The organism is Pseudomonas donghuensis (assembly GCF_000259195.1).
Classification (GTDB): domain Bacteria; phylum Pseudomonadota; class Gammaproteobacteria; order Pseudomonadales; family Pseudomonadaceae; genus Aquipseudomonas; species Aquipseudomonas donghuensis.
Genome location: NZ_JH650762.1, coordinates 124183 through 138743 on the forward strand (window position 1 = coordinate 124183; position 14561 = coordinate 138743).

2 protein-coding genes are annotated in these 14561 nt (G+C 66.9%); both read right to left on the reverse strand.

From position 1 onward, the window contains the following. Positions 1–3298: non-ribosomal peptide synthetase (locus tag UW3_RS29075; protein ID WP_193384791.1), on the reverse strand; the 3298-nt coding region annotated here is incomplete at its 3' end. Between the two features lies 1 nt (position 3299). Beyond that, positions 3300–14351: a non-ribosomal peptide synthetase gene (locus UW3_RS0110885; protein WP_010222470.1), complete on the reverse strand. Its 11052-nt coding sequence runs from the start codon at positions 14349–14351 to the stop codon at positions 3300–3302. Positions 14352–14561 lie beyond the last annotated feature (210 nt).

The following is a 14561-nucleotide window of genomic DNA, read 5'->3' on the forward strand; positions in this document are numbered from 1 at the left end:
CCAGCTCGCCGCTGGCCGGGCCCTGCTCGACCTGCAACGCGTGGCTGGTGAAGCTGGCCACCGTGGCCAGGCTTTGCACGGTCTGGTACTGGAACAGGTCTTTGGGGCTGAAATGAATACCGGCCTGACGCGCGCGGCTGACCACCTGGATGGAGACGATCGAGTCACCGCCCAGTTCGAAGAAATTGTCCTGGCGCCCGATCTGTTCACGCTTGAGCACCTGCGCCCAGATCTGCGCGATAGCTTGCTCAAGATCGCCCTGGGGCGCGCTGAAGGTTGTGCTGCCCGCCTCGTTTTCAGGCAGCGGCAATGCCTTGCGATCCAGTTTGCCGTTGACCGTCAAGGGCAGTTGCGCCAACCGCAGCAGGTGGCTCGGCACCATGTGCGCCGGCAAGCGAGCGGCAAGCGCTTCGCGCAGGGCGTGCACCTGGACCTCTCCCTCGGCCACCACATAGCCGACCAGTTGCGGCCCGCGCGGCCCCTCCTGGGCCAGCACCACCGCTTCGCGCACGCCGGCCTGGGCCTGCAGGCAGGCCTCGATTTCACCCAGCTCGATACGCAGGCCGCGCAGCTTGAGCTGATGGTCGATACGCCCGACATAATGCAGCTCAGCCTGCGCCCGGCGGCGCACCAGGTCGCCACTGCGGTACAGGCGCGCGCCAGGGGCACCGTAAGGGTCGGGGATGAAACGCTCGGCGGTCAGCCCGGGCCGGCGGTGGTAACCGCTGGCCAGCGAGGCGCCTCCCAGGTACAGCTCACCCAGGCCGCCCTGTGGGCAGCGCAGCAGGTTGGCGTCCAGCACCTGGGCACTGACGTTGCTGATCGGTGCGCCGATGCGGATGATGTCCTCGGGCTCCTGCCAGGTCAGCTCATGGCTGCTGGCATCGATGGTCGATTCGGTGGGGCCATAAAGGTTGATCACGCGGCCCTGCCAGTGCTGCGCCAACTGTTTTACCAGGCTGGCCTTGAGCGCCTCGCCGCCGACGAACAACAGCCGCAGCGACGCCAGTTGCCCAGGCTGCAACGAACTGAGCAGCCCTTGCAGCAGCGAGGGTGCCAGTTGCAACACGCTGATGCGCTGCTCGGCCACCAGTGGCCACAGCTGGGTCAGGTCCTCGTTGAGCTCGGCCGGTGCCAGCACCAACGGCGCGCCGCACAGCAGCGGCAGCCAGAACTCCCAGACCGAGGCATCGAAACTGCAGGCAGTCTTTTGCAGCACCCGGTCATCGGCCTGCAGCGGATAGGCGCGCATCATCCACTGCATGTGGTTGGCCAAGCCGCCGTGGCGAATGGCAACACCTTTGGGCTGACCGGTGGAACCGGAGGTGTAGATCACATAGGCCAGGCTGTGCGGGTGCAGCACCAGCGCGGGCGCTCCCGGGTCGCTGGCCGGTACGCCCAGGGCCTGCTCGTCGAGCAGCAGCGTACGTGGCGCCGACAGCGGCCCCAGGCGAGCACTGAGTGCGGCGTGGCTGAGCAACAGCTGCATGCCGCTGTCGTCGATCATGTACTGCAGGCGCTCGCGCGGATAATCCGGGGCCAGCGGCACATAGGCCGCACCGGCCTTGAGCACCGCCAGTTGCGCCACGACCATCTCCAGGCTGCGCTCCAGCGCCAGGCCCACCAGGCTTTGCGCGCCAATGCCGGCCTCGCGCAGTTGCCAGGCCAGGCGGTTGCTGCGCGCCTCAAGTTCGCCGTGGCTGTACGACTGCCCGGCGACGATCAACGCCACCGCGTCGGGCTGGCGTTGCAGTTGGGCACGCAACATCGGCAACAGCAGTTCGCCCGGCGCCTGCTCTGCCAGGCCCTGCGCGCAGGCGGGCTCGGCGTCCAGGGCAATGGCCTCCAGGCGCTGCCGGGTATCACCGGCGAACGCCTGCAACAGCACCTGCCAGTGGCCGGCCATGCGTTCGATGGTCGCTGCATCGAACAGGTCCAGGGCGTAGGTCAGCGATGCCCACAGACGCTCCCCCTCCTCGAAGGTGTCGAGGTTGAGGTCAAAGGGCGAGGCATGGCTGTCCCAGTTCAGCGCCTCGATGCGCAAACTGCCGGCAAGCCCGGCAGCACTGGCGCCCTGCCCGGCGTCGACCTGGTGGTTGAACATCACCTGGAACAACGGATTGAAGCTCAAGCTGCGCTCCGGCTGCAGGGCTTCGACCAGTTGCTCGTACGGCAGGTCCTGGTAGGCCTGGGCGGCGAGCGCGGTGTGTTTGACCTGTTGCATGAACGCGCTCAGCGTCTCGCGCCCATGCACCTCGGCCTTGAGCACCTGGGTGTTGACGAAAAAGCCGATCAAGCCCTTGGTTTCGGCGCGGTTGCGGTTGGCCACCGGCACCCCGACGCGGATCTGCTGCTGGCCGCTGTAGCGGTGCAGCAGCAGTTGGAACGATGCCAGCAGCAGCATGAACAGGGTCACCCCTTCACGCTGGCAGGTACGCCGCAGGCCACTGAGCAATTCAGGCGGCAGGTCAATCTGCCAGCGCCCGCCACGGTAGCTGCTTTGTGCCGGGCGCGGGCGGTCGTGGGGCAGCTCCAGCAAGGCCTGCTCATCACCCAGGTGTGCGGTCCAGTAAGCCAGTTGCCGCTCGCGCTCGCCGGCCTCCATCCAGCAACGCTGCCACAGCGCATAGTCGGCGTACTGGATCGGCAGCGCCGGCAGCGAGGCCGGCTGGCCCTGGCTGAAGCCCAGGTACAGCGCCACCAGTTCTTGCACCAGCACCTGCATCGACCAGCCATCGGCGACGATGTGGTGCAGCGCCAGCACCAGCACATGCTCCTGCTCGTCCAGGCGCAGCAAGCGCGCACGCAGCAGCGGCCCGTGCTGCAGGTCAAAGGGCTGTTGCAGGGTGCTGTCGACAAAAGCATCGATCAGCGCCTGGCGCGCCGGGGCCTGGGCCGGCGCCTCAACACTGTGCAGCTCCAGCGCCAGTTCGGCGTGTGCCTGTACCCGCTGGACGGCGTGCTCGGCCTGTTGCTCGAAGGTGGTGCGCAGGCTTTCGTGACGCGCGACCAGGGCCGTGAGGCTGCGCTGCAGGGCCTGGCTGTCGAGCGCGCCGTGCAGGTGCAAGGCGGCCGGAATATGGTAGGCACTGCTGTGCCGGTCCAGTTGCCAGAGGAACCACTGGCGCTGCTGGGCGTAGGACAGCGGCAGGTCGCCGTGTTCCAGGCGGCTGACCGGGATCGGCAGTTGCGCCAGGCTCATGCCCTTGCCGGCGAGTTTTTCCAGGAACAGCCGGCGCTGCTGCGCAGGCAGCTTGATGAAGCGCTGCACCAGCTGCGTATTGTCCATTCCAGCCATGTCAGTTCGCCTCCAGTTCGTTGAGAAAGTCAAACATGTCGCTCAGGTCTTCCTCTCGATTCGATCTCATGCACGCGGCCACGGCCTCGGCGTATTCCGCCAGGCTGCGGGCCTTGAAAATCAGCTCCAGGGCCAGGTCCGCGCCAAGCTCCAGCTGCGCCTGGGCGGTAGCCTGGGTGGCCAGCAGCGAGTGCCCGCCCAGTTCGAAGAAGTTATCCAGCAGACCGACCCGCTCAACCTTGAGCACCTGCTGCCAGATCGTCGCCAGGCGGCGTTGCAGGTCGCTTGCCGGGGCCTGGTAAGCCTCACTGCCGTGCAGCGCCTGGGGTGCGGGCAAGGCCTTGCGGTCAAGCTTGCCGTTGGGGGTCACGGGCAACTGTTCGAGCTGCATCAGCTGGCTCGGCACCATGTACGCCGGCAGCTGGCTTTGCAGCTGCACCTTGAGGGCGCTGAGCCAGGTTGCAGGCGCCTCGGCCAGGCCGTCGCGGCTGGCGACCAGGTAACCGACCAGGGTCTTGCCATGGGCGCCGTCACGGGCCACCACCACCGCCTCGGCAACCCCTGGCTGGGCTTGCAGGCAGGCTTCGATTTCGCCCAGTTCAATACGGAAACCGCGCACCTTGACCTGGTGGTCGATGCGCCCCAGGCAATCGACGATGCCGCTGACGCGCTGGCGCACCAGATCGCCGGAACGATACAGGCGCCCGCCAATGCTGCCGCTCGGGTCGGGCACGAAACGCTCAGCCGTCAGCCCCGGACGGTTCAGGTAGCCACGCGCCACCCCATAGCCCCCCAGGTACAACTCACCCGCCAGGCCATCGGGCAACAGGTTCAATGCAGCATCGAGTACCTGCACGCTACGCTCGCCGACCCGGCTGCCAATCGGCGCGTACGCCGCACCACAGGTGTCGCTCGCCGCCGCTTTCCAGATCAGCGGGGTGACCACGGTTTCAGTCGGGCCATAGCCATTGATGATGAACTCGGGTTTGAGCGCCCGCCGTGCCAGTTCGAAACTGGCCTGCGCCACGGCGTCGCCACCAAAGCAATAGATGCGCACCGCCGGCGGGTTGCCGCGGCGCTCGGCCAGCTCGGCCAATTGCTGCAGGTACACCGGCGGGAACGCCGCCACCGTCACCCCGTGGCGGTGCAACGCCTCAAAGGTCTGTTCCGGGGTCCACAGGCTGTCGTCACGCAACAGCACGCGCCCGCCGTGGGTCAGGGTGGTCAGCCAGCGTTCGTGAGCGCCGTCGAAGGCAAACGACATGAACAGCAGCTCGCAATCGCTGGCGCTCATGCCGTAGCGCTCGCCGATCCGCGCGCAGTGCATGGCCAGCGGCCCGTGGGCCACGGCAACGCCCTTGGGCTGACCGGTAGAGCCGGAGGTGTAGATGATGTAGGCCAGGTTGTCCGGCTCGATCGCGACCACCGGCGCCTGTTGCGGCCAGTCGTCCAGGCACAGGCGGTCCAGGTGCAGCACCTCCAGCTGCGCCGGCAGTGACACCTCCCAGGCCAGGCGGGAGTCGCTGAGCAGCAAGGCCGCAGCACTGTCTTCGAGCAGGTAGGCCAGGCGCTCGGCCGGGTAATTGATATCCAGCGGCACATAGGCGCCACCGGCCTTGAGCACCGCCAGCAGCGCCACCAGCATCGCTTCGTCGCGGCCCAGGCCCACCGCTACCCGTACTTCCGGGCCTACGCCACGGGCGACCAGGGCATGCGCCAGTTGGTTGGCACGGCGCTCCAACGCGGCGAAGCTCAGGACCCGCTCGCCTTGCAGCACCGCCGGTTGTTGCGGCTGTTGCACAGCCCACTGGGCAATGCGCTGATGCACCAGCGGGTAATCGCCTGGCCCTTGCTGCAGGTTGCGCTGATGTGCCTGGGCACGTTCAGCGGCCAGCGGCAAGGCGATCTCGCCCAGGCGAACATCGCTGCCAGCCATGAACTGCTCCAACAGGTTGAGCACATGCGCCGCCAGGCGCTGCACCGCCTGCGCGCTGAACTGGCCAGCGGCATAGTCGAAGCCCAGGTGCAGCGACTCTCCCAGTTCCACAGCCAAGGCCAGCGGGTAGTGCGTCTGCTCGTGGCTGCGCAGCGGGCCGAACTGCAGGCCGCTGTCGGCCTGGCGCTGCAAGGCCTCGGCGACCGGATAGTTCTCGAACACCAGCAGGCTGTCGAACAACGCCTCACCGCCCAACCCCGCCCAACGCTGGATTTCGAACAGCGGCGTCGCTTCATGCTCACCCATGGCCAGGCTCAACGCCTGCACTTGCTGCAGCCACTGGCCAACGGTCAAGAACGGCTGCGGGTTGGCGATCACCGGCAAGGTGTTGATGAACAGGCCGATCTGCCGGTCGGCGCCGGGCACCTGGGCCGGGCGCCCGGCCACCGTGGCGCCGAAGGCTACGCTGGCCTGGCCGGTGTAGCGTTGCAGCAGCAACAGCCAGGCCGCTTGCACCAGGGTGTTGACGGTGACTTTACTGGCCCGGGCAAAGCTTACCAGGGCCTCGGTGCCTGAGCGGTCGAGGCTCTGCGCATAGGTGGCACGCCCGCCCGCCTCGCTTACCTGACCATAGGCGGCCAATGCCGGTGCCAGGTGCGTCGGTGCTTCCAGCCCGGCCAGCTGCTGCTGCCAGAACCCTGCGCTGGCCGCGGCGTCTTGCGCCTGCAACCAGGCAATGTAGTCACGGTAACGCCCGGCCGCCGCCAACGGGGTATGGCCGTGGTAGCGTTCGAGCACCTCGCCGAGCAACTGCGCATAGCTCCAGCCGTCCATGAGGATATGGTGGTTGGTGTAGATGAACTGGTAACGATCGTTGTCGCAGCGCACCAGGCTCAGGCGCAGCAACGGCGCCTGCTGCAGGTCAAACCCCTGCTCGCGGTCACTGCGCGCCAGGGCCTGTACCGCCTGGTCCAGGTCGGCACGCCCGCGCCAGTCGAACTCGGCGAAAGGCAACTCGACCTGCTTGCGCACAAACTGCAGCGGCTGGGGCAGTTCGCCCTGCCAGATAAACCCGCTGCGCAGGATGTCATGGGCCTGCAGGGTCTGCTTCCAGGCCTGGCGGAAGCGGGCAACCTCCAGCCCGCGCACCTCGACCTGCATCTGGTTGACGTAGTCCCCGTTGCCTTGGGCATACAGCGCATGGAACAACATGCCCTGCTGCATCGGCGACAGTGGATACAGGTCGTCGATCTCGCCCGGCACCAACGGCAGGCTGTCGAGTTGCGCCTGGTCCAGGGCCGCCAGCGCCACATCCGAGGGGGTCAGGCCGCCCTGTTGCGGGGCGCAGCAGTGCTCGATCAGCGCTTGCAGGGCGGCGCTGTAGTCCTCGGCCAGACGGGCGATCAACGCCGGCTCGAATACCTCGGTGCTGAAGGTCCAGCCCAGGCTCAACCGGCCCTCATAGACCTGGCCATTGAGGGTCAACGGCGCGCCCAGCGGCGCATCCGGGCTCTGGTCGCGGCTACCGCTGTCGCCAGCCGGACGCAGCAAGGCCTGGGCGTCGGCAAAGCTGCCGTCGAACTGCCCCAGGTAGTTGAAGATGATCGGCGCGCCGGGCAATGCCGCCAGTTGCTGGCGGGTAGCCGGGTCGGCGAGGTAACGCAGCACGCCGTAACCGATGCCCTTGTTCGGCACCGCACGCAGTTGTTCCTTGATTGCCTTGAGCGATGCCCCCACCTCGGTCCGGGGCGTCAGGCGCAACGGGAACAGGCTGGTGAACCAGCCCACGGTGCGGCTCAGGTCCAGGCCTTCGAACAGCTCTTCACGGCCATGGCCTTCGAGCTGGATATGCAGGCTGGGTTCACCGGTCCAGCGGCAGATCACCTGCGCCAGCGCCGTCAACAGCAGGTCGTTGACCTGGGTCCGGTACGCCTGGGGCGCCTGTTGCAGTAACTGGCGGGTGGTTGCCGCATCCAGGCGGCTGTACAGCGTGTGCGCATGGCGGTTGAGCGCAGGCGCCAGCGATCGGCTGCCGGGCAACGGCCCGCCTGCGCCTTGACCCTGGGCCTGCCAGAACGCCAGTTCATCGCGCAGTTGCGGGCTGTCAGCCAGGCGTTGCAGGTGCTCGGCCCAGCCCTGATAGGCGCTGGTGCGTGCCGCCAATGCAACGGCCTGGCCAGCGTGCAATTGCCGGTAAACGCTCTGCAGGTCTTCAAACAGGATGCGCCAGGACACCCCGTCCACCACCAGGTGGTGAATGGCCAGGAACAGTCGCTGACTGCCATCGGCCAGGGTCGCCAACAGGCCGCGCAGCAACGGCCCCTGGGCCAGGTCGAGGCTGCGCTGGAGCTCATCGCACACGCGGGTCAACCCGGCGCTGTCCTGCACCCGGGCTTGAACCAGCAAGCCGGGCAACGGCGCCTGGCGATAGTGCGCCGACCAGCCCTCGGCTGATTCGACAAAGCTCAAGCGCAGTGCATCATGGTGCTTGACCAAGGCTTGCAAGGCCTGCTCCAGGTGTTGCGGGTCCAGGTGCTGCTGGGGCTCGAGCAACACCGACTGGTTCCAGTGCTGGCGCTCGGCGATGGCCTCGGCGAAAAACGCCTGCTGAATCGGCAGCAGGATCTGCTCGCCACTGACCTCGCCGCGGGCAAGCGCTGCGGGTGCCTCGCCGCGCCGGGCGACAGCGGCCACACCCTGGACCGTCTGGTACTGGAACAGCGCTTTGGCGCTGAAGTGGATGCCGGCCTGGCGGGCACGGCTGACCACCTGGATGGAGATGATCGAATCGCCACCCAGCTCGAAGAAGTTGTCCTGCACGCCCACCTGTTCACGCTTGAGCACCTCGGCCCAAATGGCGGCCAGCTGCCTTTCCATGGCATTGCGCGGCGCCTGGAACGCAGCCTGTGCCGCTACCTGCGGCAGCGGCAAGGCCTGGCGATCGAGCTTGCCGTTGGCGTTCAGCGGCAATTGCTCGAGCAGCAGCCAGTGCACCGGCAGCATGTGCTCCGGCAGGCGGGTGCGCAGGTGCGCCTTGAGCTGCTCCAGCAACCCCTGGTCAGCCCCGGGCGCGACGACATAGGCCACCAGTTGCGGCCCCTGGGCGCCAGGCTGGGCAAGTACCGCCACGGCACTTACCTGACGGTGCGCACGCAGGCGCGCCTCGATCTCGCCCAGCTCGATGCGCAGGCCGCGAATCTTCACTTGGTGGTCGATACGGCCAAGGTACTCGATGACCCCGTCGGCGCGCTGACGGCCCAGGTCGCCGCTGCGGTACAGGCGCGCACCGGAGGCCCCGAACGGGTCCGGCACGAACTGCTGCGCAGTCAGCCCCGGGCGCTGCAGGTAGCCACGGGCCAAGCCCTCGCCCCCCAGATAAAGCTCGCCAACCACGCCCCCAGGCACCGGGTTGAGCTGGGCATCGAGCAGATAGGCCGAACGTGCCCCCACCGGGGTCCCGATCGGCGCATACGGCGCCGCTTCACCCGAGGGCTCGCAGGCCCAGATCAACGGGCTGATCAGCGCCTCGGTGGGGCCGTAGGCGTTGTACAGCTGCACGCCGCGCAAGTGCTCAAGCGCCGCCACTTGCTGCTGGCTCCAGGCTTCCCCGCCGAGAATGCAGGCACGCACGTTCAGCGCCGGGCTGCCCGGGGCGGCGGCCGCGATGATGCCGGTAAGGTAGCTGGGCGGCAGGTCGAGGACACTCAAGCCATGCGCTTGAACCTGGGCCAACAGCGCTTCATAGCTCCAGTGAGTCACGTCGCCGACCAGCAGCGCCGCACCCTGGATCAGCGGCATGAAGATCTGCTCGGCGGCCGCATCGAAACTCACCGAGGCAAACTGCAGCAGGCGATCTTCGGCGCTCAGTGCATAACGCGCTGCCGCTGCCTGGCAATGCATGGCCAGGGCGCCATGCTCGACCGCCACCCCCTTGGGCTGGCCGGTCGAGCCAGAGGTGTAGATGACATAGGCCAGGCTTTGCGCCGAGACCTGCGCGTGCTCCAGCGCCTCGCTCGAGCCACTGCCCAGCGGGTCTTCCAGCACCAGGCGCCGGCAGGTGCTGTCCAGCCTCAAGCCATCGAGCAGTTGCCGATGGCCGAGCAGCAACTGCACGCCACTGTCCTCGAGCATGTAGTTCAAGCGCTCGGGCGGATACTGTGGGTCCAGCGGCACATAGGCACCGCCCGCCTTGAAGATCGCCAGCAGCGCGGTCACCAGCGCCATGCCGCGCTCGGCGAGCAGCCCCACGCGCACCTCCGGGCCCACCCCGGCGGCGCGCAGATGACGGGCCAATTGATTGCTGCGCCGATCCAGCTCGGCATAGCTCAAGCGCTGCTCGCCCTCGATCAGTGCCAGCGCCTCGGGCTGCTGTTGCACACGCGCGGCAAACAGCTCGACCAGCGATTCGGCATGCACTGCCGGCGCCTGGCCGCAGGCACCGGCGAGCAACGCCTGCCATTGCCGGTCATCCTGCACGCGCAGTTGGCCGATGGCCTGCTCAGGGTGCTCGACCATGGCCCGCAACAGGTTCTGCCAGTGCCGGGCCATGCTTTCGATGGTCGCGGCATTGAACAGCTCGGCGGCATAGATGAACGCCGCCTGGATGCCATGATCGGTTTCCAGGGTTTCCAGGGTCAGCTCGAACTGCGCCATGCCGCCAGGCAGCAGCATTTCCTGCGCGCTCAAGTGCGGCAGGCTGTTGCCCGCAGCTGCGGCACCGACGGTGTTGAGGTGGTTGTACATCACCTGAAACAACGGGTTGTGCTGCAGGCTACGCTGCGGGTTGAGCGCCTCGACCAATTTGTCGAACGGCAGGTCCTGATGGGCCTGGGCTGCCAGCGCGGTATCGCGCGCCTGCGCCAGCAGGGCATTGACCGAAGCCTGCGCCGCCAACGGCAGGCGCATCACCAGGGTATTGACGAAGAAGCCCACCAGGCCTTCGAGCTCTTCGGCGTTGCGGTTGCTGATCGGCATGCCGATGCGGATATCGTCCTGGCCGCTGTAGCGCTGCAGCAGCAGGGCAAACGAAGCAATGAACACCTGGAACAGGGTCAGGTTGTTGCGCCGTGCCAACTGGCGGATGCGCTGTTCGAGCTCCACCGGCAAGTGCAACTCGACCCGCCCTTCCCGGTAGTGCTGGCCGGCCTGGCGCGGATGGTCGGTGGCCAGCTCCAGCACCGGGTGCTCGCTGCCCAGTTGCCCACGCCAGTAGTCCAGCTGACGCGCCAGCTCACCGCCTTCGAGCCAGCGGCGCTGCCAGTGCGCATAGTCGCCGTACTGCACCGCCAGCGGTGCCAGGCTCAGCGGCTGCTGGCGCTGGAAGGCGCCATACAGGGCGGCGAACTCACGCCCCAGCACGCCCATCGACCAACCGTCAGAGATGATGTGGTGCAGGGTCACCACCAGGATGAAGTGCTCGGCCGCCACTTCCAGCACCTTGACCCGCAGCAGCGGGCCACGCTCCAGGTCAAACAGCGTGGCGATCTCGGCGCCGACGCTGGCCTGGATCTGCGCGCTGTCCGCCTGTTCCAGGCGCTCCCAGCGCACAATGAGCGGATCATCGGCGTCGACAATCTGGTACAGGGTCCCTTGCTGCTGGCTGAAACGGGTGCGGAAGGCCTCGTGCCGAGCCACCAGGGCGGCAAAGGTCTGCTCCAGGGCGGTACGCTCCAGTTGCCCCCGCAACTGCACCACAATCGGCGTGTGGTATGCCTGGCTTTGCGGTTCCAGGGTCCACAACAACCACTGCCGCTGCTGTGCGAACGACGCCGGCAACGGCTGCCCTGGCGACACCCGCTGCAACGCCGGGCGGCTGCTGGCGGTGCCGGCCTGTTGCACCTGGCGGGCAAATTCGGCAAGCGTTGCGCTCTCGAACAGGCTGCGCAGCGGCACATCGACCTGCAGTAGCCGGCGCACCCGGGAAATAATCTGCGTGGCCAGCAACGAATGACCGCCAAGGTTGAAGAAATTGTCCTGCAGCCCCACCCGCTCGACCTCCAGCACCTGTGCCCAGATCTGTGCCAGCTGTTCCTGCACGGCGTTCTGCGGTGCCTGGTAGGGCACCTGCCGCGCCTGCAACTCGATGGCCGCCAGGGCGCGCAAGTCGAGCTTGCCGTTCAAGGTCAGCGGCAGCGCCGCCAGCACGACGTAATGGGCCGGCAGCATGTACTCCGGCAGCACCTCGCCCAGGCGCTGCTGCAGCTGTGCGGTAAAGGCATGTTCACCGCTGTTGGCCTGGGACTCGTCCAGCACCAGATAGGCGACGATCTGCGCCTGGCCACCGACAGTGGCCAGGCGGGTGACGGCGTCCCTGACCGCCACCTGGCGCCGCAGGCAGGCGCTGATTTCATCGAGCTCGATGCGGTAGCCGCGAATTTTCACCTGATGGTCTATACGCCCGTGGAAACGAATCTGCCCGTCGTCGCGGTAACTGGTCAGGTCACCGGTGCGATACAGGCGCTGACCGGCCTGGCCATGGGGATCGGGAACAAAACGTTCGGCGGTCAGCCCTGGGCGCCGGTGATAACCGCGGGCCAGGCCGGCGCCGCCGAGCAACAGCTCGCCATTGACGCCCGCCGGCAGCACCTGCAGGTTGCCGTCCAGCACCCGTGCGCACAGGTTCGGTAATGGCCGGCCCAACGCCGGGACGCTGCCCGGGCTCGGCTCGATCGGCGCTGTCAGCGCGCCCACGGTCGACTCGGTCGGGCCATAGTGGTTGATCACCTGGCACGCCGGCGCCCAGGCGGCAATGCGTTCAAGCAAGGCCGGCGAGGCCGCTTCACCGCCCAGCACCAGGCATTGGCGCGGCAACCCGGCACCACGGTGGCTGTCGCTGAGCAACGCCTCGATATGCGAGGGGACGATTTTCAGCACATCAATCTGCTCGCGCGCCATGTAGGCGGCAAAACGCTCGGCATCCAGGGTCAGGTCAAGGTCGAGCACATGCAGGGTGCAACCGGAGCACAGTGCGCCAAACAGGGTGGTGTGGCCCAGGTCGGCCGCAATGGTCGAGACCACCGCCATGCTTTGCGCCCCGGCCAGCGGCAGGGTCTGCAGGATGCCCTGGACATAGTTGACCAGCGAGCGATGGGCCAGGGTCACGCCTTTGGCCTGGCCGGTAGAGCCGGAGGTGTAAATCACATACGCCAGGTGCTCGGGGTCCAGCGCCAGCTGCAGGTCATCGTCACGGTATGCGCTGGTCGATGCCTGCTCGCCATCGAGCAGCAGCACCTGCAGCGTGTCCAGTGCCGGCAAGCGCTCAAGCAGGGCCTGCTGGGTCAACAGCAGGCTCACCTGGCTGTCTTGCAGCAGGTAGGCCAGGCGCTCGCGCGGATACTGCGGATCGAACGGCACATAGGCCCCACCGGCCTTGAGGATGGCCAGCAGGCCGACGATCATCTCCAGCGAGCGCTCAACGGCAATCCCCACCAGCACATCCGGGCCTACGCCCTGGGCCTGCAGATGGCGGGCCAGCTGGTTGGCCCGGGCGTTGAGCTGCTGATAGCTCAGGCTGCGCCCGGCAAAGGTCACCGCGGTGCGCTGCGGCCAGGCAACGGCTTGGCGCTCGATCAACTGGTGGATGCACAACCGCGCATCGCTCACCGTCGGGCTCGGGCCCGACTGCTGGAGCACCGCCTCGCGGGCCTGCGCCGAGAGCATCGGCAATTCGCCGAGCGCCAGCTGCGGCGCCTGGACCATCGCCGTCAGCAGGTTCAGCCAGTGTTCGGCCATGCGCGCGATGGTGGCCGGGGCGAACAGTTCACTGCGGTAGGTGAAGGCCGCATGCAGTTGCCCGCCGCGCTCGAAGGTGTCCAGGGTGAGGTCAAAGCGGGTGGTCCGGCTGGTCCACTCCAGCGCCTGAAACTGCAGGCCGCCAGCGCTATGCACGGCGCTCAGGTCGGCGACTTGCGGCTGATGGTTGTACATCACCTGGAACAGCGGATTGTGGCCACTGTCGCGTTCTACGCGCAGGCCCTCGACCAATTGCTCGAACGGCAATTCCTGATGGGCCTGCGCCCCCAGCGCCGTGCCCTTGATCTGTTGCAGCAAGGTACTGACGGCGGCACTGGGGTCGAACTGCAGGCGCAGCACCTGGGTGTTGACGAAGAAGCCGATCAGGCCCTCGACCTCACTGCGATTGCGATTGGCGATGGGCACGCCAATGCGGATGTCGTCCTGGCCGCTGTAGCGCTGCAGCAAGAGCCCGAAGCCGCCCAGCAACAGCATGAACAGGGTGATGTTGTGCTGGCGGGCGGCGCCGCGCAGTTGCTCGGCCAGCACTGGCGGCACACTGAATTCATGACGGGCGCCGACCTGGCTGGGCCGTGGCGGACGCGGATAATCCAGCGCCAGCGCCAGCACCGGGTGTTCATCACCCAGCTGGGCGCGCCAGTAGTCCAGTTGCCGGGCCTGCTCACCCGCCTCCAGCCAGCGCCGCTGCCACAGGGCATAGTCACTGTACTGAATCGGCAAGGCCGGCAGGTCCAGCGCCTGGCCACGGTCGGCAGCGTCGTAACGGCGAATGAATTCGTCGATCAGCACGTTCATCGACCAGCCGTCGGCGACGATGTGGTGCATGACCAGCAGCAACACATGCGCCTGCTCGCCCATACGCACCAGGCTCACCCGCAGCAGTGGCCCCTGGGCCAGGTCAAACGGCAACAGGGCCTGGCGCTCGGCTTCGGCCCGTACCCAGGCTTCGCGCTGGTCTTCAGGCTGGTCGCTGACATCGTGCCGGGCAATCTGCAGCGCCTGCGTCACCGGCACCCGCTGCGGCAGGTCATCCGCCCCCTGGATGAACGCGGTGCGCAGGGTTTCGTGACGCGCCAGCAGGCCGGCGAAGGCCGCTTCCAGCGCCTGGATGTTGAGGGCACCGTTGAGGCGCACGGCGCTGGGCAGGTTGTAGGCGCCACTGCCGGGCTCCAGTTGCCAGAGCAACCACATGCGCTGTTGCGCATACGAAAGGCTTCCCTGATCGGCCGTTGCAATCTGCGCCGGAATCGGAAACTGGGCAAAGTCGACACCCTCGCGGCGAAGGCTTTCGAGGAAGATCCGGCGCTTTTCCAGCGGCAACTCTATGAATCGGCGGGCAAGCTTGCGAGCATCTTCGGCATTCATCGACTTTCATCCATCCAGAGGAACAACGAGCCCGCAGGCCCGGTAATTCAAGAAAAACGGATGACTGCGAAGGAAAATTAAGCGCAACTGGCCAGATCCCCCGGCGCCTCTGAAACATTTGCTTTCAACTAACCCTGCGGGTTTTACGATTCTCGTTCGTCTTATCTATTGCAGTCCCAAGGCTGAGCATCGGCTCGACCTCAATTTCTC

Excerpts from the sequence above, each read along its gene's own strand:
- UW3_RS0110885 (WP_010222470.1), bottom strand. The coding sequence starts at position 14,351 with ATGAATGCCGAAGATGCTCGCAAGCTTGCCCGCCGATTCATAGAGTTG.